Origin of the sequence: Nocardia sp. JW2 (assembly GCF_051843015.1) — a bacterium.
Lineage (GTDB): Bacteria > Actinomycetota > Actinomycetes > Mycobacteriales > Mycobacteriaceae > Nocardia > Nocardia coubleae.
On the sequence record NZ_JBPXLK010000007.1, the window covers coordinates 173347 to 196262 of the forward strand.

The window sequence follows — 22916 nt, forward strand, 5'->3', positions numbered from 1 at the left end:
GTTCCTAGCTGTTTATCTGAACAGATGGACAGATGATAGTCCGGTGCCGAACCCGGCGACTAAGCTGAGGGCGTTATGGGAGAGCCACGCACACTGGACGGGTCGCCGGTCGAGCTCGGCAGGCGCGCGATCGGTGATGTCGAGATCCGCGCGTGGGCGCAGCGATTCGACCTGCTCTCGGACCCCAACCGGCTGGAGATCCTGCTCTGCCTGCACCGCACCCCCGGCATCAGCGTGGGTGAGCTCGCGGCCGCGATCGGGCGCACCGAGAACGCGATCTCCCAGGCGCTGCGCGTGCTGCGGCACGAGGGGTGCGTCGTATCGAGCCGGGAAGGCCGATCGGTCACCAACCGGCTCGCCGACCCGATCATCCACGAGATTCTGCACACCATCGGCGCCAAACACACCTGACGTCGATCGGCCCTGTTCGGGAGGCGATGATGGCGAAGATCCTGTTCGTGATGACCGGTGCCGACCGCTGGAGTCTCACCACCGGCGCCAAGCACTACACCGGCTACTGGGCCGCCGAATTCACCATCGCCTACCTGGCCTTCCGCGAGGTGGGACACGAGGTGCTTGTGGCGACGCCCGGCGGGGTGGTGCCGCCCGTCGACCTCGGCAGCCTCGCGCCGAATGCCAACGGCGGCAACGACAAAGCGCAGGAAGTGGCCGAAACGATCAAGGGCGCGACGGTTCTCGAAAATCCCGTCGCACTCGGCGAGATCTCCGCCGCCGACGTCGACGCCCTCTACTACCCCGGCGGTTACGGGCCGATGGAGGACCTCGCAGGCAACGCCGATTCCGCCGCGCTGCTCGTCGACGCCCTCCGCGCGGACAAGCCGACGGCGCTGATCAGCCACGGCCCCGCAGCCCTGCTCGCCACCGGCGACGACTTCGCGGGCTACCGCGTGACCGCCTTCAGCAATGCCGAGGAAGACCTCAACGGGCTGGCCGATCGGGCGCGTTGGCTCCTGCAGGACCGGCTCACCGAACTCGGTGTCGACTACCGCTGCGCCGAACCCTTCGCGCCCCATGTGGAATCGGATCGCTGCCTGCACACGGGCCAGAACCCCGCCTCGACCCGCGACCTCGTCGCCGTCTTCCTCGACGTGCTCAGCCGCCCGGGCGCACGATCATGAGCACGACGACGGCCGTCCACAGCAGGTTGTAGATCCCCGCCAGCATCGACAGCATCCGCAGGCGTTTGCCGTCGTCGGGCTCGTCGAGTGCCTGCCGTTGCATCGGATGGATCTGCACCGCGAGCAGGCCGCCCGCGATGGCCGTGGTGATCATGGCCGAGGTGATCCAGATTTCGTTCATCCGGCCCTGGATGGTGGCCAGGATGATCCCGACCACCGGCACGATGATCGCCAGTTTCGCGTAGTTGCCGGTGATGCGGTGCATCGCGACGGCCACCGACCGGCTGCGCACCGAATCGGGTTCGGGCGCGGCGATCGGCGCGTAGCGGGGGAAAAGACTGGTGGCGACCGCCGAGCCACCGACGAAAACGATGCCCGCGAGCACATGCACCGACAGCAAGAAATGTTCCACTACCGACCTCCAGCCTTCAACATGCTTGAAGCGTAGCGCAACCTTCATGGTTGTTGAAAGTGCTAGGGCGAGGCACCCGAGAACGCCTCGAGAATCGCCGCCCCCACCTGTCGCTGGATCGGATCGGCCTCGGGGCCGAAGAGCTGAATATCGACCTGCGACACCACTTCTCGTGCCGCCGCAAGCAAGCGGACCCCGTCTTCGGTGAGTTCGATGGTCGACGCCGACCCCGCCCGCGCGGTCCGGTCCCGCACCAACCCCGCCCCGACCAGCGTCTTCACCGAGGTGTGCACGCTCTGCACGCTGGTCCCCGACATCCGGGCCAGCTCGCTGAACGAGGCCCCCGGCACACCGTTGATATGCCCGAGCAGCCCCAGCCGCGCCACCGTCAGATCCAACGGCGCCAGCCCCGCTCCCAGTGCCGCCTCCACCCGCCGGCACAGGGTGATCACCAGGATGCTCGGGCTCATAATCGGTGGTCCGGGTCGCCCGTCGTCAGTGGTCATACCCCGCATTTTCCCGTACGCGCACGGCTCGGTGCCCGGCGGATACCGCCGGGCACCGAGGGCGGGTGATCGCTTACTTCAGCGCTACCCGCGCACCGTTGGAAAAGGCCGAGTCGTGGAATTCGACCGCCGCCGGGTCGGTGCCGGTCGGCACGTCGAACGCCAGGACCATCGAGATCTTGTTGCCCGGATTGATCTCGGCGACGAGCTCGTCGTTGACATTGATCTCCGCGGAGGTGTCGTTGGCGAACTCGCGACCCTGAGCGTCGATCAGTTTCTGATTCGCCCCGAAGTACTGCTGGGCGACATCGCCGACATTGGTCACCTCGACGTGCACGAGCACGAATTCGCCCTGCGCGGTCTTCTGCAGGTACGGGTTGTCGCCGACCGTGCGGACCGGCGGGTCGACCCGCGTCACCGTGAACGCGAACTTCCCGTCGCGGACCTCGGTTCCCGCGGGTGCGGCCACCGACCGTGCCTGCTCGCTCTTGGCCACCTCGTTGGCGGCCCCGCCGATGAGGGCCGCGCAGCCGCCGAAGAGGGCGAGAACCGCGAGCAGGAAGCCGCCGAGCACCCACGGCCAGACCTTGCGCTTCTTCGGCGGCTGCGGGTAGTAGGGCTGCTGCGGGGCACCGGGATTGGTGTGCTGGGGATGGGACATGGCTGGCTCCTCGTCTGGAAAAGGTCAGGTGTGATCGCGCCGGGACGGACTGTCCGGCGTCATGGGGAGGGGGTTGCCCGGCTGGATGCCGCAGCATGAATGTGTTGCCGCGCAAGGGATTTGCGCCTCGGAAGCGGTTCCAGGCCGGTTGCCGCTCCGTTGAGAAGGACGCTACACCGAACAGGCGCCATTGGCAACAGAACAACAATGTTTTCAAGATTGACGTATCTGGAATGTGTACGACTGAACGGATAAGTAACCAGTCCATGTAAGGTTTGACCTTGACTACCTGGCCGGTAGGGCCGGGGGCCGAGAGGAGACCCATGCCAGACTCGACGCCCACCGTGGCCGCCGCCGAGATCTCGCGGTTGGCAGGCGTCACTCGTGCGACCGTCAGCAATTGGCGGCGCCGCCACGCCGACTTCCCCGCGCCCGTACCGGGAGGCTCGGAGAAACGGCCGCTGTTCGACCTCGCCGAGGTGCAGCAGTGGTTGCGCGGCCATGGCGTCACCGCCGCCGATTCCCCGGTGCAGCGGCTGCGCACCCTCTTGCGCTCCGAGGTCGCCCCCGACGAGGTCGTCGCGCTCATGGCATTCGTCGCCGACAAGCGTGCGAAGGCCGCCGATCAGGTGCGCAAGGCCATCCGCGAGGCGATCGACGAAGTCGGCGTCATCCAGACGCTCGCGGTGCTGTCCGAACGTGGCCTCGACGGGCCGAGTACCGGCGTCTACCCGACCGACCAGCCCGTGGCGGCCCTCATGGCCGACCTGCTCGCCGCCGCGACCTCACCCACCCCGAGTTCGGTCCTCGATCCCGCCTGCGGTGGTGGCACCCTCCTGCTCGAAGCCGCGCGTATCGGCGCGACGCAGCTGAACGGGCAGGACATCCTCCCGGTGCAGGCCGGCCGCACCGCGGCCGCGCTCGGCGTCCTCGTCCCGCAGGCGAAGTCCGACATCCGCGCCGGTGACGCCCTGCTCGCCGACGCCTTCCCCGAGACCGAATTCGATGCGGTCATCTCGAATCCACCCTATTCGCAACGTGATTGGGGTGCCGACGAACTCGCGCTCGATCCGCGCTGGGTGTATTCGGTGCCCCCGCGCGGCGAATCCGAACTCGCCTGGGCACAGCACGCCCTCGCCCACCTGCGCCCGGGCGCGACCGCGGTACTTCTCCTGCCGCCCGCCGTCGCGGCACGCTCCTCGGGTCGGCGGATCCGCATGGAACTGTTGCGGGCTGGTGCCCTGCGCGCGGTGATCGCGCTGCCGCCAGGCGCGTCGACGCCGCGTCAGGTGGGGCTGCAACTGTGGGTGCTGCGCCGCCCCGGTGTCGGTAGTCCCGGTGACACGTTGCTGTTCGCCGACACCACCCGCCTGCCGAATCGCGGGGACCAACCGGACTGGCAGCACCTGGCGACCACGGTGGTCGAGTCCTGGCGTGCGTTCGACGCCGGTGACGCGCAGGCCGCGACCGTCCCCGATGTCACCGCCGTGGTTCGGGTGATGGATGTCCTCGACGACGATGTGGATCTGACGCCCGCCCGCCAGGTGCGTGCGGCGGTCGACCCGGGCAACGCCTCCGCCGCAGCGCACACCGCGATCGGTGCGCTCGGTGACCACCTCGGCGAGCTGCGGGCGGTGGCTGAGGCTGTGCGCGAATGGGATTCGGCCCCCGGCACCGACTGGCGTTACGTGGCGGTCGGCAACCTGATCGCCGGTAAGGCGGTGCGGATCGTCACCGCGACCACCGACCCGGCCCCCGCCGACGACGCGCGTCCGGTGCTCACGGGCCACGACCTGCTCGGCAGCCGCAACCCGTCGGGCATCACGACGCCCGGGTCGCCGGTGGCGGAGCCGATCGAAGAAGGCGATGTCCTGGTGTCGCGGCTGCGCGACGACCACGGTGCCGCCCAGGGCGCCCGCGTCGCCGAGGGCGCCGATATCGGTGCTGTCCCCGGGCCGGGCGTGCTCGTCTTCCGCACCGATCCCGCCCGCGTGGATCCCTGGTTCTTCGCTGGCTTCATCGGCAGCCCCGACAACGCGGCCGCCATGTTCGGCACCACCACCATCCGCCTCGATCCCGCACGCCTGCGCATCCCGCTGCTGCCGATCGCCGAACAGGAACGCTACGGCGCGGCATTCCGCCGGCTGCACCAACTCCGGGTGAGCGCCCGCACCACCGCCGACGCCGCGCGCACCGCCGCGGACCACATCGCCACCGGCCTGACGGCGGGCGCACTCGAGCCACCGGCGAAGTAGTCGAGGAGCCGCCGACGACACCGCTACCGGCCCCGGTTGAGTAGTCGAGGCGGTGCCGATCGGTGCCGGGCAGTATCGTGCTGGCGTCCGGTACCGGTATCGAGCTGGGGGTAGTGGTGGGCGAGATCGTCGACGGGCGGTACGAGATCACCGGGGTGCTCGGTGCCGGTGGGATGGGGGAGGTGCTGTCCGGCTACGACACGGTGCTCGACCGGCCGGTCGCCGTGAAGCGGATCGCGGTGCGCCAGTTCGCCTCTCGTGCCGATCTGGTCGACGAGTTCGTTGCCCGGTTCCGCCGTGAGGCACGGGTGACGGCCCGGATCAGGCATCACGGCGTGCCCCAGGTGTTCGACGCCGTACTCGACGCGCAGGCCGACAGCGTGTACCTGGTGATGGAGCACATCGACGGCGTGACGCTGCGGGACTATCTGGCCGAGATCGGTGAACTGCCGGTCGGCTGGGCCGTCGCGATCGCCGCGCAGATCGCGACGGTGCTGTCGTATGCCCATGTGCTGCCGGTGGTGCACCGGGACCTGAAACCGGCCAATATCGTTGTCGCACACGACGGCACGGTGAAGGTGATCGACTTCGGGATCGCGGCACTGCTCGACGGGAGCACCGGGCGGATCACCAGGACCGGATCGGTTCTCGGTACCGCCGCCTACATGCCGCCCGAGCTGGTGAACGGGCAGGAGGCGGGTCCACGCGCCGACCTGTACGCGCTCGGCTGCGTGATGCACGAGATGTTCAGTGGACGAAGGGTTTTCGAGGCTCGATCGGAGTTCGACACCCACAACCGGCACCTGTCCGACCCGCCGACACCGCTGCGCGCGCTGCGCCGGGACGTGCCGGCCCCGATCGAACAGCTCGTCCTCGAGCTGCTGGCCAAGGATCCGGCGCAGCGACCGTCGAGCGCGCAACTCGTCTACGAGCGGCTGCTGCCGTTCCTGCCCGCGCCGGGCGCACCGGAGGACCCCGCCTCGCGGACCCATTCCGACCCTACGCGGCTCTTCCGCCGGCCCAATCCGCCCGCCGCCACCGTGGTGGAACCGCTGCCGCCCAAGCCTTCCCCTGAGCTGCCCGCCGTCGCCGGTCTGTCCGAGGCCGCCGCGCGGTATCGCGAACTGTTCGCGCTCGGCCGGGCCGCGCAGGCGGCCGACGTGCTGCTCGGCGTCGTCGACCAGGCCGAACAACGCTTCGGGCCCGACAGTCCGCAGCTGGGCGACCTGCACCGCGATATCGCCACCGCGCTCGAGCACTCCGGTGAACAACGCCGGGCGCTGGCGCAGTGGCAGCGGGTCGAAGCGATCGAGGAGCCCACCGGCACCAGGGGCAGGCGGGCGCGGGTGGCCGCGATCGGTTGCCGCGCCGCGCTCGGCGAGCTCACCGCCGCGGCCGCGGTCGACGAGCTGTACCGGATGCTCGGTGAAATACGGTCGGCAGACAACGAATTCGGTGACGACGCGCTGCTGGTCCGGCTCGCGCTCGCCGAGCACCTGCCCGCCGCGGGCGACCACGCCCGGGCTGCCAGGTTCGTCGCCCGGTTCCGGGACGACCTCGCGGTGCTACGGCCACCCGACGACCCGATGCGCCGAAAGATCGAAGCGCTGGCGGCCGAACTCCGCTGCTGAGGTGCGTCCGGGGCATTCCCGGCGGAGTAAGCTGCTCGCATCGCTGACAGGGGACGGTGTCGGCCGTCGGAAGTGGAGATCGTGCCGTGCAGTGGGTCGGCAGAATCGGGTGGGTCGTCGGGCTGCTGGCCGGGGCATTCGGGGTGCTGCTCGGCAGCGTCGGGTACTTCACCGGAATCGGCAACGGAAGTCCGTTCGAGATCACCCTGGCCGTGGTGTTCTTCGGCTCGGGGTGCGCGCTCGCGGGAGTGTCGATCTGGCAGCTGGTCATCGGCGACCGCCATAAAAGGCGCGGCTACCCTGGGCAAACCTGGCACGCCCCGCCTGCAGGCATCCCGCATGCGGGCGGCTCGGGTTCCGCGCAGGTAGGCCCCGGCCACCCGCACGTCGGCCCGGTTGCCTCGGGTCCCGCCTATTTCGGGTCGCCACCGGCAGGCCACGCACCCGACGGACAGCCACCCGTTGGGCCCGAACCTCCGGTCACGCCGCCCAAACCCCTCCCGTACGCGGCCTACACTCCGCCGTCCGCGCCGATCGCGGCGACCGTCGCACAGACGCCCGAGTGGGTGACGAGCACCCGGAGCATCCACCACTGGCTGCCCACCGGAATTCCCTACGCGAGCGCACCGACCAGCGTGCTCGGTTCGCCCGTCGACCTCGACCGCGACAGTGCCGCGACCATCCCCGTCCGGGTGCGTGACGCGGTCCGCGAGCTCATCGCCATCGAGGGCCCGATCGAACGCGGACGCCTGGTGACGCTGGTGGCCCAACGCTTCGGCGTGCCGAAACCCTCCGAGAAACAACAGATCTGCGTGCTCGGTCAGGTCCCTGAGGAACTGGTGCGCGCGACCCCACTCGGCGTCTTCGTCTGGCCGTCCAACGTGGACCCCGGCACCTGGCGCGGCTTCCGATTCACCCCACCCGGCACCACCCGCCCCATCGAGACGATCTGCGGCGAGGAGATCGCGAACGCGATAACCCATGTGGCCCAGCACAACCGCCCCACCTTCGACGACCTCGTCTGGTCCACCCTCACCCAGTTCGCCCACGAACGCACCGGCATCGCCGAAGACCGCATCGAAGCCGCCCTCACCCTCGCGACCCGGCGAGGCAGACTCACCACCGACCCCGACGGCCGCTACCGTCCGCTCATCTGACCCGCGAACGCTCCCAGTCCCGCGTGGCGGGCACGTCGACGGCGCCGATGCCGGACGGCGACGCCTCGTCTCCTAGGCGGGTAAGGCCGGGGCGGTGCGGGTGTGGGTCACCTCGGGGGCGACGGTGACGATGTCGCAGGCGGCGAGGAGGGTGTGGGGGAAGTCGTCACCGAGGTGGGCCAGGCTCGGCATGACGACGGCCGCGGCGGAGGTCGCGGCGACCACGTCGAGCAGGCGGCCGAGCGGATCGGTGGTGCGGTCGCTGAAGGCCACCGTCTTGGTGAAGCGGTAACCGAGGCGTTCGGCTAGGGATCGGATCTGCGTTTCGTCCCAGGACTGGGCGACACCCGAGATGTCGCGGCGCAGATATCCGATCGCCGGTGGCTTCATGGGCATGACCGTACCGGCGCGGAGTGTCGCAGTCGTGAACGCGAGCGAACGCGAGTCGAATTCGCAATCCGACCGAGACCCATTCGCGCGCTGATCGAGTGCTACCACGCCTCATTGGAGATCAGCGCGGTGAGCAACTGGCGGATCGCGGCGACCCGTCGCTCGACACCGGGCAGCTGATCGAGGGCGCATTCGGGGTCGGCGGGCGGCCCGAGATGGGTGCAGCCGCGCGGACAGTCCTCGATGGCGTCGGCGAGATCGGTGAACGAGGCGATCACATCGTCGGGCGTGATGTGGGCCAGACCGAACGACCGCACCCCCGGTGTGTCGATCACCCAGCCACCACCGGGCAGCGGCAGCGCCACCGACTGGGTGGAGGTGTGCTTGCCCTTACCCACGCCCGACACCTCGCCGACCGCCCGATAGGCATCGGGTACAAGGCGATTCACCATCGTCGACTTGCCTACCCCGGAATGCCCGATGAGCGCGGTGAGCCGGTCACGCAAGATCTCCACCACCGGTTCGATGGGGTCGTCGATCCCCGCGTACAGGATCTTCAGGTCCAAACCCTCGAAGGCCGAAGCGAATTCGGACTCGGCGACCAGATCACGCTTGGTGAGCACCAGGATCGGTTCCAGCCCACCGGCATACGCGGCGACCATGGTCCGTTCCACGAAACCCGTGCGCGGCGGCGGATCGGCCAGGGCGACGACGATGAACAACTGCTCGGCATTGGCGACGACGATCCGCTCGAACGGATCGGTGTCGTCGGCGGTGCGCCGCAACACCGTTCGCCGATCGGCGACCCGGACGATCCGGGCGAGACTGTCGGGCTTGCCGGTGAGATCACCGACGACGCCCACCCGGTCGCCGACGACGATCGGGGTGCGGCCGAGCTCACGGGCCCGCATGGCGACTATGCGCCGGTCGGGGTCACCGTCGAGAACACACCCCCACCGGCCCCGGTCGACCGCGACGACCATGGCGTCCTCGGCGTCGTTGTGCTGCGGCCGGGTCTTGGTGCGCGGGCGGGAGGAGGCCTTGCCGGGACGAACCCGCACATCGGATTCGTCGTAGCTGGCCGCGCTGCGTCCTCGGCGACTCAGCGCGCCACTCCTTCACCCGATAACGCAGGCGCGAGCATCTGCTCCCACAGCGCGACGAAGGTCGGCAGGGTCTTGGCGGTGGTGCCGATGTCCTCGATCTCGATACCGGGCACCCGCAGGCCGAGAATCGCACCGGCGGTGGCCATCCGGTGATCGGCGTAGGAATGCCACTGCCCGCCGTGCAGCGGGGCGGGCACGATCTCGAGCCCGTCGGCGGTCTCGGTGACATTGCCGCCGAGCCGGTTGATCTCGGCGCAAAGCGCTGCGAGACGGTCGGTTTCGTGCCCGCGCAGATGCGCGATGCCACGCAGCACCGACGGCGAATCGGCCAGGGCGGCGAGCGCGGCGACGGTGGGGGTGAGCTCGCCGACGTCGTGCAGGTCGATATCGATGCCCGCCAGCCGTTCCGGCCCGCGCACGGTGAGGATCCCGTCGAAGACGCGGGCCTCGGCACCCATGCGGACCAGGATCTCGCGGATCACGTCACCGGGCTGGGTGGTGCCGCGCGGCCACATCGGCACGCTCACCTCGCCGCCGGTGACCGCGGCGGCCGCCAGGAACGGCGTCGCGTTGGACAGGTCGGGTTCGATCTCCCAGTCGACGGCGCGGATCGGGCCGGGCGCCACCGTCCAGGTCTGCGCGCCGCGCACGTCGCTCGGGGTGGTGACGGCGACATCGGCGCGGCGCAGCATCTCCACCGTCATCTCGATGTGCGGCATCGAGGGCAGCACACCACCGCTGTGGTTGACGGTGATGCCCTGCTCGAAACGGGCGGCCGAGAGCAACAGGCCCGACACGAACTGCGAGGACCCGGAGGCGTCGATGGTGACCTCACCGCCGCGCAGCGTCCCGGTGCCGTGCACCACGAACGGCAGCGCGTCGCCCTCGATGTCGAGGCCGAGGCTGCGCAGCGCGTCGAGGATGGTCGACAGCGGCCGGTGCCTGGCCTGCTCGTCGCCGAAGAAGGCGACATCGCCGGTGGCCAGGGCGGCGGCGGGCGGCAGGAACCGCATGATGGTGCCCGCGAGGCCGCAGTCAACGGCGGCACTGTGCAGTGGCGCGGGGGTGACCTCGAGCGTTTCGGCGTCGCCGACGATCTCGGTGCCGAGGGCGCGCAGGGCGGCGATCATCAGGTCGGTGTCGCGGCTGCGCAGGGCACCGGTGAGGATGGACGGCCCATCGGCAAGTGCGGCGAGGATGAGCGCGCGATTGGTGATGGATTTCGAACCGGGCAGGGTGACGGTCGCGTGGACGGGGACCTCGATGTGGGGCGCTGGCCAGAAACTCACCTGCCCATCCTCCCTCATGTGCGGACCGAACACACCGGTGGTGCGCGAACTCGCGTCGCCGCGTCGGCCGAACTTGTCGGACGTCGGTGCCACCATGGTTGCTATGTGCGGACGATATGCGACTACGACCAACCCCGGTCGCTTGGCGGCCGAGCTCGACGCGGTCGACGAAACCGACCTCGACAACCCCGACGAGACGGTGAGCTACAACGTGGCCCCGACCAGTCAGGTGCTCACCGTGGTCGAACGCCACGAGCACGACCACCCCGACGACGATCCGCGCCTGCGGATCCGCCGGATGCGCTGGGGGCTGATCCCGCACTGGACCAAGGCCGCCGAGCCGGGTGTTCCGGCCAAGGGCAAACCGCTGTTCAACGCCCGGGCCGACAAGATCGTCACGGCACCGTCGTTCCGTGACTCGGCCAAGTCCAAGCGGTGCCTCGTCCCCATGGACGGCTGGTACGAGTGGCTCGTCGAACCCGCTCCGACCGGCAAGGGCAAGGCGGTCAAGAAGCCGTTCTTCATGTCCCACGCCGACGGTTCGCGGATCTACATGGCCGGCCTGTGGTCGGTGTGGCGCGACCGGAGCAAGCCCGACGCGCAACCGCTGATGTCGTGCACCATCCTCACCACCGACGCCGTGGGCGAGCTCGCCCGAATCCACGACCGCATGCCCTTACCGATGCCGCGTGAGCACTGGGACGCCTGGCTGGATCCGGACCACCCGGCACCCGCCGAATTGCTCGGGGGGCCCGCGGCGGACGAGGTGGCGAATATCGTCGCGCGACCGGTGTCCACACTGGTGAACAACGTGCGCAACAACGGTCCCGAACTGCTGGTTCCCGACGAAGAGGCCGGGCAGACCACACTGCTGTGATCGTGCCCGGCCGCCGCGAACGTCAGAGCGGGCAGGGCACCGAATCGGTGGCGATGTTCAGGCCGCACTTGATGGCGCCGGTGACCAGGTCGATGATCTCGGTGGCCAGTCCGCCGCCGAGGTTCTCGGTCTTCTCGGCCTGTTCGTTGTTCTCGGCTCCCGGCGCGTTCTTCGGGCTGGTGCCCTGGCCGTTGAGCGGGTAGTCGCCGGGCTCGGTCGGTGCGGACGGCGCCACCGGTGGAATCGCGGCGGCGGGCACGGCGGCCTCCGCGGCGCCGAAGCCGAGTATCAGGGCAAGGGACAGGGTGGCGATCGTCGAGCGAGTGGACATTTTTCGCATCACATCCTCGGGTCGAATCGGTCGTACCGGGCGCGGAATGCGTCGGTAGTGGATTCGGAACGAGACTGTGATCGGATTGCTACGCCGTGATCGGCGCCGTCACCGCGCCCGCCGCGCGTACCAGATCGGCGGGGGCGAGCTCGATCTCCAGGCCCCGTTTACCCGCGCTGCACAGCACCCGGTCCCACTCCAGTGCCGAGGCGTCGACGACGGTTGCCAGCTTTTTGCGCTGCCCCAGCGGGGAGACCCCGCCGAGAACGTATCCGGTGGTTCGTTCGGCCTTGGTCTTGTCGGCCATGCTCGCCTTCGGCGCACCGAGCGCGGCCGCGGCGGCTTTGAGCGAGAGCTTGGCGGGCACCGGAAGCACCGCCACGGCGAGCGCGCCGGTGGAGAGCTCGATCACCAAGGTCTTGAAGACCTGTGCTGCCACCACCCCCAGTGCGTCGCCGAGCGCGTCGACAGCTTCCGCGCCGTAGGAGTCCGCACGCGGGTCGTGGGCGTAGGAGTGGACCTCGTGCGCGATTTTCGCAGCGGTGAGCACCTTGATCGCGGGCGTCGACGCGGCAGCCATGAGCACACCCTAAAACCGGCCGATCGGGAACACAGCCGGGGGAGTGCCTGTTGCACAGCAGTGACACCCCCCGAGACAACGTGAGGAGAGATAGTGACACTGCTGCTCGAGGAGCGTCCCCTCGCGTCGGGGGACGTGCGATTGCCCATCGACTCCGTGCTGCCGGTAGATTCGGTGGCTACGGCGATCGAAGGGATTGGTGTGACGAGCGACGATGACGTGGTGCCTACCGAGGCGTCCGGCGCGCAAGTCGACGAAGCCGAGCTGGCGGCCCGGTTCGAGCGCGACGCGCTGCCGATGCTCGACCAGCTCTACGGCGCCGCCCTGCGGATGACCAGGAATCCGGCCGACGCCGAAGACCTGGTGCAGGAGACGTACGTCAAGGCGTTCCAGGGGTTCAAGTCCTTCAAGGAGGGCACCAATCTGCGTGCCTGGCTGTACCGGATCCTGACCAACACCTACATCAACTCCTACCGCAAGAAGCAGCGCCAGCCCGCGCAGTACCCGACCGACGAGATCACCGACTGGCAGCTGGCCGCGACCGCCGAGCACAGCTCGACCGGTCTGCGTTCGGCCGAGGTGGAGGCTCTCGACGCCCTGCCCGACGACGAGATCAAGGCCGCGCTGCAGGAGTTGCCGGAGGAATTCCGGATGGCGGTGTACTACGCCGACGTCGAAGGCTTCCCGTACAAGGAAATCGCCGACATCATGGGCACCCCGATCGGTACCGTGATGTCGCGGCTGCACCGCGGCCGCAAGCAACTCAAGGGTCTGCTCGCCGGGGTGGCGCGCGACCGTGGATTCGACCGTGGGGAACGCCAGGAGGTTTCGAAGTGAGCGACCCCGATATGGAGCTCGACTGCACGGCCGTACTCGCGGACGTGTGGCTCATGCTCGACGGCGAATGCGACGAGGCCACGCGCGCGCGGTTGCAGGAACACATGGACCACTGCAGCCCCTGCATCGAGGCCTACGGCATCGAGGAGAAGATCAAGGGCCTGCTCAACCGCAAATGCGGTGGCGAGCACGCGCCCGAGGGTCTGCGGGAACGGCTGAAGGTGGAGATCCACCGCTGCATCACCGTCACCAGGGTCGAGTCGACCGAAGGCTGACGGCAGCAAAAAAGGGGCACCCGACGGGTGCCCCTTTTTCGTGTCCCGAGCCTGGCTCAGGCGTTGGGCCGCTTGCCGTGGTTGGCTGCGTTGCCCTTACGGCTGCGCTTCTTACGTCCGCGCTTACCCATAGGTAGCTCCCTTCTCTGGGTCCTCCCCGCCGCAGCGCGGAGCACAATCTGATCGAGAGCCATTGTTTCACGTGTGGTTGGCTGTAGCTTCGGCGGATACGGCCACGGCCGCGAGCGCGGTGGCCGACACGACTACGAACGGGGTGTCATGGTGGAAGAAGTGCGCGCGGAGATGGTCTCCACCGTGCTCGCTGTCGAGGTGGCGGTGGGTGATCACGTGCACGTCGATCAGACCCTTGTGCTGCTCGAGTCCATGAAGATGGAGATCCCGGTGCTCACCGAGGTGGACGGCGAGGTCACCTCCGTCGACGTCACCCCGGGCCAGGTTCTACAGGCAGGCGACCTGATCGCCACCATCGCGTAAGTCACACGAGAAACGAAGCGGTAGATCCAGCGTGGCAACACTGAGCGAGCTCCTGGCCGAACACACCGACCTACCCGGCACCGCCGTGGACCATCTGCAACGAGTGGTCGGCGATTGGCAGTTGCTCGCCGATCTGTCGTTCTCGGATCTGCTGCTGTGGGTGGGTGCCGGCCCGGTCGCCGACGGCGCCGACGTGGTGTGCGTGGCCCAGATCCGGCCGACCACGGCGCCGACGGTGCACCTCGACGACAAGGTGGGCACCACCGCCTCGCGGACCGACTTCCCGCAGGTGTTCGACGCGCTGCTCGCCGGGGCCGCCGTACGCACCGACACCGAGGTGCGGGTGAGCGGCGCCGCGGACGCGAGCCCGGTGCACGCGGTGCGCGAGGCGATTCCGGTGCGCTGCGGGGAGGACGTGATCGCCGTGCTGAGCCGCGACGGCGATCTGCAGCGCTCCCGGGTGCGTTCCACCCTGGAGACGGCCTATGTGTCGGCCGCCGACGACCTGTGCCAGATGATCGCCGACGGCAGCTTCCCCACCCCCGAGGACCGGGCGGCCACCCATTCCAGCCCGCGCGCGGGTGACGGCTTCATCCGGCTCGATACCCAGGGCCAGGTGGTCTACGCCAGCCCGAACGCGCTGTCGGCCTATCACCGGATGGGTTTGCAAGCCGACTTGGTAGGCCAGGATCTGGCGGTGACGACGCGCTCACTCATCACCGACCCCTTCGACGCGCAAGAGGTGGTCGCCGATATCCAGGCCGCGCTCGCGGGCCGCACGGGTCGCCGGATGGAGGTCGAGGCGCGGGGTGCCACGGTGTTGCTGCGCACCCTGGTGATGCGGCCGGGTGGGCAGCTGGCCGGGCCCGCGGTGCTGGTGCGCGATGTCACCGAGGTGAAGCGACGCGACCGCGCCCTGCTCAGCAAGGACGCGACCATCCGCGAGATCCACCACCGGGTGAAGAACAATCTGCAGACCGTCGCGGCGCTGCTGCGGTTGCAGGCGCGTCGCACCGAGAACCCGGAAGCCCAAGTGGCACTGACGGAATCGGTGCGCCGGGTCACCTCGATCGCGTCGGTGCACGAGATGCTGTCGATGTCGGTGGACGAGGAAGTCGACCTCGACGAGGTCGTCGACCGGCTGTTGCCGATCATGGCCGACGTGGCCACGGTGCACACCGCACGCATCAAGGTGCGCCGCGCGGGTTCGCTCGGGGTGTTCTCGGCCGAGCGGGCGACCCCGCTGGTGATGGTGCTGACCGAACTGGTGCAGAACGCCATCGAGCACGCCTTCGACGCGGGGCAGAACGGTACCGTGACGATTCGTTCGGAGCGTTCGGCGCGCTGGCTCGACGTGATCATCAGCGACGACGGTCGTGGCCTGCCCACCGGCTTCAGCCTGGAGGGTTCCGACCGTCTCGGGCTGCAGATCGTGCGGACTCTCGTGACCTCGGAACTGGGCGGTTCCATCGGGTTGCACCCCGGTGCCGATGTCGGTACCGATGCGGTGCTGCGGGTCCCGCTCGGTCGCCGTTCCGCACGGTAGAGCGTCGAAAACTGTTGTAGGGCAACAATAAACCCGGCACCCAGGGGTGCCGGGTTCTCACATGCGTTACCGGACCGGGGCTGCTGGCCCGGTAACGCCCGTCTTGTCTACCTAGACGGAGGTACGCGTACGGGTGCGCGCGTTGCGCCGCTTGAGCGCGCGACGCTCGTCTTCGCTCATTCCACCCCACACGCCGGCGTCCTGGCCCGACTTCAGGGCCCACGACAGGCAATCGGCGGTGACGGGGCAGCGGGCGCAGACCAGCTTGGCATCGGCAATCTGCGCGAGCGCAGGACCGCTGTTACCCACCGGGAAGAACAGCTCGGGGTCCTCATCGCGACAGATGGCCTTGTGGCGCCAGTCCATTCCTCTGCTCCTTTGCGCGGGCGCCACAAAGGGCACCTCTGGTTAGTGGATCGTTCACTTGTGCGACTCGAATGTTTCCGCACGGTTGCTTGTGAATGCTTTCACGATCACCGTAGATGTCAATAGGTCTGCGGCGCACCGTGGGGGAGATCACGCTCTAGGCTGCCCACATGGGGCACCTGCCCGGTCCTTTGTACTCGCGTCTCCGGGTTTTCGCAGCGCAACCCGGAGATTTTTTCGAGAGTTCCTTGCTCAGACGGGCTTCGGGGCTACCACATCGAGCGCGCTCGGCACCGATGTGAAATGCACCATCTTGCGTTTTCCGATGAAGTCGCCATCGATTTGCAGGCCGATCTCGCCGGGAGAATCGATGCGAACCGAATCGACATCGTCGATCCGAAACAGTGCGTCCGCCTTAGGGTTTCCATTATCGCTCAGCAACTGCCGGGCGAGCAACAGGGTGCGCGTCACACTCATCGACCCCATCGCGAACACCCCGAGGCCCGTTTCGAAGGTCGTACCGGGATTCGTACGAACCGGACGATCCTCCAGATAGGTCCACGGGCTCGAATTCGTGACGAAGGCGTAATACACCGACTCCACCGGATCGTGTCCCGGAACGGTAACGGTGACGCTCGGTTCATGCCTGCGCGCGCGGAAGAACTGCCGAACCGTCGTCCGCAGATAGCGCGCCGGAGTGGCCTTGCGACCTTTCGCGCGGGCCGCGTCGATCGCCTCGCACACATCCGCGTCGAGACCGACTCCGGCGCTGAATGTGAACCACCGGTCATCGGCCAGACCGAGCCCGATCCGGCGGTCCGCGTCGCGGCCGAGCAGATCGATGAGCTGGTTGGTAGCTGTCACCGGATCGGGGGAGATGCCGAGGGCGCGGGCGAACACATTGGCCGAGCCGCCGGGGATCACCCCGAGACGGGGCCGCCACACCTGATCGTCTTCCACCTGGGGCAGCGGTAGGAACCCGTTGATGGTCTCGTTGACCGTCCCATCGCCGCCGTGCACGACGATCAGGTCCATCTCCTGGGTCGATGCCCACTGCGCCAGTTCGGCCGCGTGACCGCGATGCTGGGTGTGCGCAACGGTCAGCTGCGTCCGGCTCTCCAGGGCATGCGCGAGCAGGTCCCTGGTCGCCGGCGTGGTCGAAGTGGCATTGGGATTAACGATGAGCAGCGTCCGCACTGTATCCATCTTGCCGCGCCTGCGGCACGGCGGGTTCGCGGCCCTGGAGGGCCCGCCGGTCAGGCACCGCGGCTTGCTCCTTCGTCGCCTACGCCGCGGCACCTGACCGGCGGGCCGGGCCGCGAACGCCCCTCCCTAGGGGTCGGGGGTGCGGGGCCGGGGTCGTACGCTGGGCGCCGTGACGGAGCGCGACATGACCAAGGGTGACGAGCACGACCACGGCGGACGGGCCGACTCGGGCATTCCGACGACGGTGCGGGTGGCCGGTGCGATCGTCACCCTCGAGGGGCTGGCCGGTGTCGGCACGGCGGTCGTGCTGATCGTGCGGGCGCTGACCGGCCACGATCAGTCGGTGGCCAGCGGGGTCGGCACGGCCATGTGGTTCATCGCGCTGTTCGGCGGCGTGCTCGCGGCCGGGATCGCGCTGCTGCGCGGCAAGCGCTGGGGCCGGGCCATCGCGGTCATCGCGCAGATCCTGTTGCTGCCGGTCGCCTGGTCGTTGCTGACCGACTCGCATCAGCCGGTGTACGGCACCCTGCTCGCCGTCGTCGCGCTCGGCGGCCTGGCCGCCCTGTTCGCACCCGCGTCGAGCCGGTGGATGGCGCAGGACTACGGCGAGCTGCCCGAGGAGCGTTAGCCGGTCTTCGCGCGCAGCGCCTGGCGGCACAGGTGGTCAGCGGCGCGAGTCGTCTCCGGTTGCCGGTAATTCTTCGTGAGCGCGAGCACCTGGGCGCAGGCGGTGTCGAGGTCGACGAGATGACCTATCGAGACGAACAGTGGTTTCACACCGTCCCTGGTGCGCAGTGCGCGGCCGACGATCTCGCCGTCGATCGTCACCGCACTGCTGTCACCGCGTCGCGGCCCGGGTTCGCCGTATTCGCCCCACACCGATTTGGCGACACCGATCGTCGGAATGCCCGTCAGCAATCCGACATGACAGGCGAGGCCGAATCGGCGCGGATGCGCCCGGCCCTGCGCGTCACACACGAGCAGATCCGGTGTGCGCGTGAGTTTTTCGAGGGCGGCGACGGTGGCGGGAAGTTCCCGGAAAGCGAGCAGGCCCGGCACGTAGGGAAATGTCGAAACACCGTATGCCACCGCCGTTTCCACGGTTTCCAAGGTGTGCGCGTCGAGAATTACCGCCGCCGTGGCAACGGTGCCGTCCGCGGCGTAGGCGGAATCGATTCCGGCCACTGTCGAGAATTGCGGTGGCGCAGGGTTTTCGGCGCGAACCAGCGGGCGTAGCCGATCTTGCAGTGCGACGGCGTCCTCGGGTGTGGCGGGCCAATCGTGCGGTAGAGCTATGCGCATCCGATATCACCGCGCCGACGCGGCGAGCGCGGACAGTTCCTTTCCCGCGAGCCGATACCCGATCCATTCGTCTTGCGCTGTGGCGCCGAGGGATCGGTAGAACTCGATCGACGGCGTGTTCCAGGTGAGCACCGACCACGACACCCGGCTGTAGCCGTGCGTGACCGCCTCGGCGGCCAGGGCGGTGACCAGGGCGCGCCCGAGCCCCGTGCCGCGCGCTTCGGGGCGCACGTAGAGGTCCTCGAGGTAGATGCCGTGCACGCCGTCCCAGGTGGAGTAGTTCAGGAACCAGATCGCGCACCCGACCACCTCGCCCTCGTGCTCGGCGACGTGGGCGAACACGGCGGGCGACGGCCCGAACAGGGCCGCGCTCAACTGCGCCTCGGTGAGTGTGCACGCCTGGGGAGCCTTCTCGTACTCGGCGAGATCGTGCACGAGCCCGACCATCGCGGGCACATCTGTCGCGAGGGCGCGGCGCACGGTCAACGGAGGTCTCCTTCGGTGCGATGAGTCAGGTTGTGGGCCCAGATCGTATGCGCCCCATGGTCGTAACCGAGAACGCTCACCGCGCCGGTCGACATCGCGAACCGCCGCCCCTCGCGCACCGCGAACTCGCCCCAGCGGGCGATCAACACGCGGGAGAAGTGCCCGTGCCCCACCAGCACCACATCGCGGTCGGCCAGGGCAGGCTCGGCCCGGTCGAGGACGTGATCGGCGCGGGCGCCCACCTGCTCGGCCGTCTCGCCGCCGGGCACCGGGTGGGTCCACACGGTCCAGCCGGGGACGGTCTCGCGGATCTCGGCGGTGGTGACGCCCTCGTAGTCGCCGTAATCCCATTCGACCAGTTCGTCGTCGACATGGATCTCGGCGAGCCCGGCCAGTTCGGCGGTCTGGCGCGCACGCAGGCGCGGGCTGGTGAAGACGAGCGGATCACGCAGGTCGAGGGACTTCACGACCAACCCGGCCGCGCGGGCCTGCGCCTCGCCGAGTTCGGTCAACGGCAGATCGGTGCGGCTGGTGTGCTTCCGTTGCGCGGACCACGTGGTTTCGCCGTGGCGGAGCAGGACCAAACGGGCGTCGGATGCGGACATGGCTCCATCATGACAGCCCGGCGGGCTCAGCCGAGTGCGTAGAGCCTGCCACCGCGTCGTTCGAAGACGGTGTCGCCGAGCACCGCCGTGCTGATCGGGTCGCCGCGGTAATCGCTGCGCTGCACCGCGATCCGCGCAACGGTCGTCCCGGTGGCGAAATCCACCGCGAGCATGCCGTCGGCGACGGGGACCAGCAGTCTGCCCGCCATCGACGCCGGGGTACCGAGCGCGTCGCGCACCGTCCAGGTGGGCTGTAATGTGGCGGCGCTCAAGGCGATCAAGGTCTTGCCGGTGAACACGTAGATCGCCGAGCCGAGCCGGGTCACGGTGGTGCGGTCGGTCCACGGTTCGGCCAGCGCGGCGGAGGACACCTCGTTGCCGGTGCCGTCGTGCACAGCGATGCGGGCCGGTTGCGCGAGACCCGTCGCGGTGGCCGGGGCCGGCGGATAGTAGACGGCGATCTTGGCATCCGACACCGCGATCACCCGCACCTCGGCGGAGTCGGCACCCGGTGCGGTGAGCAGGCGCGAGCCGTGCTCCTCGGGTGCGGTGGCTTCCTTCGGCGACGGGGCGAGCACCGTCAGCCGGGCGCCCGGATCGTCCGGACACCGTTCGATCACCGCCAGCCGCGACGAACTCGACGCCGCAGACCGGAGCTCGCATCCGTTGCGCGGCTGGGTATTCGGGTTCACCGGCGCGTCCACGTAGCCGTACTCGAGCGTGCGCACCAGATCCGAACGCCACATCTCCAGCCGGTCGGCACCGAGGGCGAGCAGATAGGTGCCGTCGCCGGAAAGCCGGATCGCGTCGTCCATGTAACTACTGCGGGCGATGCTGCGGGCACCGGTGTCCGCGTCGAGCATGGTGGTCTGGCTGCAACCACGCTGATCGCGGTAGGTCGCGATCACCGAACCCCACTGCGCCTCCACCCCGCACAGCGGCATGTCCCGCCGGTACCACCACCGCTGCTCACCGGTCAGCGGATCGCGCCCGCTCACCGTGCCTTCGTCACCGGTGACAACCACATTCCCGGCGACGAGCGCCCGCGAACTCGCCGAGTCCGCCGCGTGCCACCGCTCGCGCAGCGTGCCGGGCAACTGGGTCGCGGCGACCACGGTCGGCGCGGGGGAGTCGGCGGTGACGGAATTGGTGCCGGTGGCGTCCGCACGCGCCCACACGACAGCCGCCGCGACCAGGCAGACAACGGCGATCGTTACGGCGGCGATGACATCGGCACGGGTACGCCGCTCCGGAACAACCACGCCAGCGACCCTAGCAGGGCCGCCTCTCCGGGAATTCTGGCCGGACTGAGGTGCGGTGAGGGTTGCGTCGGCGGCCAGACGAGGTAGCGGGTCACCCTAGCCCGTCCCCGGTGAGTTACCCATGTGCTCGCCTGCTGCTCCGGGACGGAATCGTGAGACCTTTGCCTGCGGCAAGGCGAGGTAGTGGGCACTTTGCCCGGGTGAGTACGCGAACGGCCCGCCATCTGGTGATGACGGGCCGTTTCGGGTGGTGCTGGGTGCGGTCAGGCGTCGACGGTTACCTGAGTATCGGCGGTGGTGTCCGCGGGCTTGCGGCGACGGCGGCGGCGAGCGGGCTTGGGCTCGGCGTCGGAATCGGTCGCCTCGGCGGGGGTCGAATCGGCCGGAGCCGACTCGGTGGCAGCCGATTCGGTCGGTGTCGACTCGGTGGGCGCCGAATCAGTGGCCGACTCGGTGGTCGCGTCGGTGCCATCGGCCGGCTTGCGGCGGCGACGGCGGCGGCGGGCGGGCTTGTCGCCTTCGGCGGTGTCGCTCGCGTCCGACGATTCCTCGGTGGTGGTCTCCGAAGCGGTCGTCTCGGCGGACTCGGCCTTGCCGCCACGGGTGCGGCGGCGGCTGCGCGTGGTCTTGGGGCGCTCGGTGCGCTCCACGACGACCGCGTCCTCGTCGCGCTCCGGCTTCGGCTTGCGCACCACACCGGTGACGCCCTCGGGGATGCCGAGGTCGGAATACAGGTGCGGCGAACGCGAGTACGTCTCGGCGGGATCGGCCATGTTCAGGCCCAGCGCCTTGTTGATCGACTCCCAGCGGTGCAGCTCGTCCCAGTCGATCAGAGTGATCGCCACACCGGTGCGGCCCGCGCGACCGGTGCGCCCGATGCGGTGGACGTAGGTCTTCTCGTCCTCGGGGCACTGGTAGTTGATGACGTGGGTGACGTCGTCGATGTCGATACCGCGCGCGGCGACATCGGTGGCGACCAGCACGTCGATGGTGCCGTTGCGGAACTTGTTGAGCGCCTTCTCCCGCGCCACCTGGTTCAGGTCGCCGTGCACGGCGCCGACGGCGAAACCGCGCTCGGCCAGATCGTCGGCCACCTTCTGCGCGGTGCGCTTGGTGCGGGTGAAGATCATCGTCGCGCCGCGGGACTCGGCCTGCAGCACGCGGGCGACCAGTTCGGCCTTGTCCATCGCGTGCGCGCGGTAGACGAACTGCTTGGTGCGGTCGTGCACCGCGGAATCGTTGGCCAGCTCGGCGCGGATGTGCGTCGGCTTGGTCAGGAAGGTGCGGGCGAGCGTGATGATCGGCCCGGGCATGGTCGCCGAGAACAGCATCGTCTGACGCTTGTCGGGCACCATCGTGAGGATGCGCTCGATATCGGGCAGGAAGCCCAGGTCGAGCATCTCGTCGGCCTCGTCGAGGACGAGCACGCCGATCTTGCCGAGGATCAGATGGTTCTGGTTCGCCAGGTCCAAGAGTCGACCCGGGGTGCCGACGACCACGTCGACGCCCTTGTTCAGGTCGGCGATCTGGGAGTCGTAGGGGCGGCCACCGTAGATGGCGGCGACCTTCAGCGGGCCCTGGTGGTTGGTCAGGTACTTGCTCGCGTTCTCCAGGTCCTTGGTCACCTGGATGCACAGCTCGCGCGTGGGCACGATGACCAGCGCGCGCGGCGTGCCGTCCAGCGGGGTGGTCCCGGTGTCGGCGGTCGCGATGCGGTGCAGCAGCGGCACACCGAAACCGAACGTTTTACCCATACCGGTGCGGGCCTGACCGATGAGATCCTCGCCGGCCAGTGCCAGCGGCAGGGTGAGTTCCTGAATCGCGAAGGTGCGTTCGATACCGATCTCGCCGAGCGCGCGCACAATTTCGGAGCGCACCCCCAATTCGGCGAAACTCGGCGGCGTGTGGGTGTCGTCCAGTTCGGCCGTCAGCAGGGTGTCGGCCACACCGGGTTCCTGTTCGACAGTGATCTTGCTCAGGGTTCGTGCCTTCCTCGTCATTGCATCTCGCACGCACGAGGTGGGGCGGGCCGGTCGGCCCGCGACGACCACATATCCGCCTGTGATACTCGCCGGGCCAGCGCCGATCGCGTCTGCGTCATCGGCGCGGCACATCGGTGATACGGATTCGGTGCGCGCACATTTTCCTGGTCAACGCTGCCGGGTGGCGCTGTGCGCCGTGGTGTGACGCGCCCGCGAAGTG

27 protein-coding genes are annotated in these 22916 nt (G+C 68.9%); 11 read left to right on the top strand and 16 right to left on the bottom strand.

Going from position 1 to position 22916, the window contains the following annotated elements:
* The first annotated feature begins 75 nt into the window (after positions 1-75).
* Entirely contained in the window at positions 76-411 is a 336-nt protein-coding gene (locus ACSVDM_RS13065; protein ID WP_067491441.1) for an ArsR/SmtB family transcription factor, read from the top strand.
* Positions 412-440: 29 nt separating this feature from the next.
* Complete coding sequence (locus tag ACSVDM_RS13070; RefSeq protein WP_439265009.1) at positions 441-1139, top strand: type 1 glutamine amidotransferase domain-containing protein; 699 nt, start codon at positions 441-443, stop codon at positions 1137-1139.
* On the opposite strand, the gene ACSVDM_RS13075 is transcribed toward ACSVDM_RS13070, so the two are convergent.
* From ACSVDM_RS13075 to ACSVDM_RS13085, 3 genes are all read right to left on the bottom strand, one after another.
* Positions 1114-1551, bottom strand: coding sequence for a hypothetical protein (locus ACSVDM_RS13075; protein WP_439265011.1), 438 nt, complete (start codon positions 1549-1551; stop codon positions 1114-1116). The two genes, ACSVDM_RS13070 and ACSVDM_RS13075, sit on opposite strands and share 26 nt — an antisense overlap.
* Positions 1552-1613: 62 nt before the next feature.
* The gene (locus tag ACSVDM_RS13080) at positions 1614-2057 is read right to left on the bottom strand and encodes a MarR family winged helix-turn-helix transcriptional regulator (protein WP_439265013.1); all 444 of its coding nucleotides are present in this window, start codon (positions 2055-2057) and stop codon (positions 1614-1616) included.
* A gap of 73 nt (positions 2058-2130) precedes the next feature.
* The gene (locus ACSVDM_RS13085) at positions 2131-2718 is read right to left on the bottom strand and encodes a DUF4352 domain-containing protein (RefSeq protein WP_439265015.1); all 588 of its coding nucleotides are present in this window, start codon (positions 2716-2718) and stop codon (positions 2131-2133) included.
* A gap of 323 nt (positions 2719-3041) precedes the next feature.
* Between ACSVDM_RS13085 and ACSVDM_RS13090 the strand changes: the two genes are divergently transcribed.
* From ACSVDM_RS13090 to ACSVDM_RS13100, 3 genes are all read left to right on the top strand, one after another.
* A complete protein-coding gene (locus ACSVDM_RS13090; protein WP_439265016.1) occupies positions 3042-4973 on the top strand; it encodes an N-6 DNA methylase in 1932 nt (643 codons plus the stop codon).
* A 62-nt stretch (positions 4974-5035) separates the two neighbouring features.
* Entirely contained in the window at positions 5036-6604 is a 1569-nt protein-coding gene (locus ACSVDM_RS13095; RefSeq protein ID WP_439265018.1) for a protein kinase domain-containing protein, read from the top strand.
* 86 nt (positions 6605-6690) lie between these two features.
* Positions 6691-7761: a hypothetical protein gene (locus ACSVDM_RS13100; protein ID WP_439265019.1), complete on the top strand. Its 1071-nt coding sequence runs from the start codon at positions 6691-6693 to the stop codon at positions 7759-7761.
* Positions 7762-7833: 72 nt separating this feature from the next.
* Here ACSVDM_RS13100 and ACSVDM_RS13105 read toward each other — a convergent pair whose 3' ends face one another.
* The 3 genes from ACSVDM_RS13105 to aroA form a co-directional block, all read right to left on the bottom strand.
* A complete protein-coding gene (locus tag ACSVDM_RS13105; RefSeq protein ID WP_225278907.1) occupies positions 7834-8151 on the bottom strand; it encodes a hypothetical protein in 318 nt (105 codons plus the stop codon).
* A 101-nt stretch (positions 8152-8252) separates the two neighbouring features.
* On the bottom strand, positions 8253-9257 hold the full coding sequence (gene rsgA / locus ACSVDM_RS13110) for a ribosome small subunit-dependent GTPase A (protein ID WP_208115331.1): 1005 nt from the start codon (positions 9255-9257) through the stop codon (positions 8253-8255).
* Positions 9254-10564 (bottom strand): 3-phosphoshikimate 1-carboxyvinyltransferase, encoded by a 1311-nt coding sequence (gene aroA / locus ACSVDM_RS13115; RefSeq protein WP_439265113.1) that lies wholly within the window; start codon positions 10562-10564, stop codon positions 9254-9256. The genes rsgA and aroA overlap by 4 nt, the downstream gene beginning before the upstream one ends.
* Before the next feature lie 85 nt (positions 10565-10649).
* Between aroA and ACSVDM_RS13120 the strand changes: the two genes are divergently transcribed.
* Positions 10650-11423 carry an SOS response-associated peptidase gene (locus ACSVDM_RS13120; RefSeq protein ID WP_439265022.1) on the top strand — a complete coding sequence of 258 codons (774 nt, stop codon included), beginning with the start codon at positions 10650-10652 and terminating at the stop codon, positions 11421-11423.
* A gap of 22 nt (positions 11424-11445) precedes the next feature.
* Here the strand turns inward: ACSVDM_RS13120 and ACSVDM_RS13125 are convergent, their stop codons facing one another.
* Both ACSVDM_RS13125 and ybaK read right to left on the bottom strand, forming a co-directional pair.
* A complete protein-coding gene (locus ACSVDM_RS13125) occupies positions 11446-11754 on the bottom strand; it encodes a hypothetical protein (RefSeq protein WP_067491456.1) in 309 nt (102 codons plus the stop codon).
* A gap of 88 nt (positions 11755-11842) precedes the next feature.
* Positions 11843-12334, bottom strand: a complete 492-nt coding sequence (gene ybaK / locus ACSVDM_RS13130; RefSeq protein ID WP_067491458.1) for a Cys-tRNA(Pro) deacylase — start codon at positions 12332-12334, stop codon at positions 11843-11845.
* 201 nt (positions 12335-12535) lie between these two features.
* Between ybaK and ACSVDM_RS13135 the strand changes: the two genes are divergently transcribed.
* Both ACSVDM_RS13135 and rsrA read left to right on the top strand, forming a co-directional pair.
* Positions 12536-13171 carry a sigma-70 family RNA polymerase sigma factor gene (locus ACSVDM_RS13135; RefSeq protein WP_067491716.1) on the top strand — a complete coding sequence of 212 codons (636 nt, stop codon included), beginning with the start codon at positions 12536-12538 and terminating at the stop codon, positions 13169-13171.
* An 11-nt stretch (positions 13172-13182) separates the two neighbouring features.
* Entirely contained in the window at positions 13183-13446 is a 264-nt protein-coding gene (rsrA, locus tag ACSVDM_RS13140) for a mycothiol system anti-sigma-R factor (RefSeq protein ID WP_439265115.1), read from the top strand.
* 56 nt (positions 13447-13502) lie between these two features.
* Here the strand turns inward: rsrA and ACSVDM_RS13145 are convergent, their stop codons facing one another.
* Entirely contained in the window at positions 13503-13577 is a 75-nt protein-coding gene (locus tag ACSVDM_RS13145; RefSeq protein WP_022597109.1) for a 50S ribosomal protein bL37, read from the bottom strand.
* Positions 13578-13725: 148 nt separating this feature from the next.
* On the opposite strand from ACSVDM_RS13145, the gene ACSVDM_RS13150 reads away from it, so the two are divergent.
* Both ACSVDM_RS13150 and ACSVDM_RS13155 read left to right on the top strand, forming a co-directional pair.
* A complete protein-coding gene (locus ACSVDM_RS13150; RefSeq protein WP_067491718.1) occupies positions 13726-13941 on the top strand; it encodes a biotin/lipoyl-binding carrier protein in 216 nt (71 codons plus the stop codon).
* 31 nt (positions 13942-13972) lie between these two features.
* On the top strand, positions 13973-15487 hold the full coding sequence (locus ACSVDM_RS13155; protein ID WP_439265025.1) for a sensor histidine kinase: 1515 nt from the start codon (positions 13973-13975) through the stop codon (positions 15485-15487).
* Between the two features lie 111 nt (positions 15488-15598).
* On the opposite strand, the gene ACSVDM_RS13160 is transcribed toward ACSVDM_RS13155, so the two are convergent.
* Both ACSVDM_RS13160 and ACSVDM_RS13165 read right to left on the bottom strand, forming a co-directional pair.
* Positions 15599-15853, bottom strand: coding sequence for a WhiB family transcriptional regulator (locus tag ACSVDM_RS13160; RefSeq protein WP_022567051.1), 255 nt, complete (start codon positions 15851-15853; stop codon positions 15599-15601).
* A 252-nt stretch (positions 15854-16105) separates the two neighbouring features.
* Positions 16106-17050, bottom strand: coding sequence for a diacylglycerol/lipid kinase family protein (locus ACSVDM_RS13165; protein WP_439265117.1), 945 nt, complete (start codon positions 17048-17050; stop codon positions 16106-16108).
* Positions 17051-17243: 193 nt separating this feature from the next.
* Here ACSVDM_RS13165 and ACSVDM_RS13170 point away from each other — a divergent pair, with 193 nt between their 5' ends.
* Entirely contained in the window at positions 17244-17687 is a 444-nt protein-coding gene (locus tag ACSVDM_RS13170; RefSeq protein WP_067637544.1) for a hypothetical protein, read from the top strand.
* Here the strand turns inward: ACSVDM_RS13170 and ACSVDM_RS13175 are convergent.
* The 5 genes from ACSVDM_RS13175 to ACSVDM_RS13195 form a co-directional block, all read right to left on the bottom strand.
* Positions 17684-18361, bottom strand: a complete 678-nt coding sequence (locus ACSVDM_RS13175; protein ID WP_439265027.1) for an endonuclease V — start codon at positions 18359-18361, stop codon at positions 17684-17686. The genes ACSVDM_RS13170 and ACSVDM_RS13175 overlap by 4 nt on opposite strands.
* Positions 18362-18367: 6 nt before the next feature.
* A complete protein-coding gene (locus tag ACSVDM_RS13180; protein ID WP_439265120.1) occupies positions 18368-18808 on the bottom strand; it encodes a GNAT family N-acetyltransferase in 441 nt (146 codons plus the stop codon).
* 35 nt (positions 18809-18843) lie between these two features.
* A complete protein-coding gene (locus ACSVDM_RS13185) occupies positions 18844-19452 on the bottom strand; it encodes an acid phosphatase (RefSeq protein ID WP_439265029.1) in 609 nt (202 codons plus the stop codon).
* A gap of 26 nt (positions 19453-19478) precedes the next feature.
* Positions 19479-20714 carry an Rv3212 family protein gene (locus tag ACSVDM_RS13190; protein ID WP_439265031.1) on the bottom strand — a complete coding sequence of 412 codons (1236 nt, stop codon included), beginning with the start codon at positions 20712-20714 and terminating at the stop codon, positions 19479-19481.
* Between the two features lie 263 nt (positions 20715-20977).
* Positions 20978-22714, bottom strand: a complete 1737-nt coding sequence (locus ACSVDM_RS13195; RefSeq protein ID WP_439265033.1) for a DEAD/DEAH box helicase — start codon at positions 22712-22714, stop codon at positions 20978-20980.
* Positions 22715-22916 lie beyond the last annotated feature (202 nt).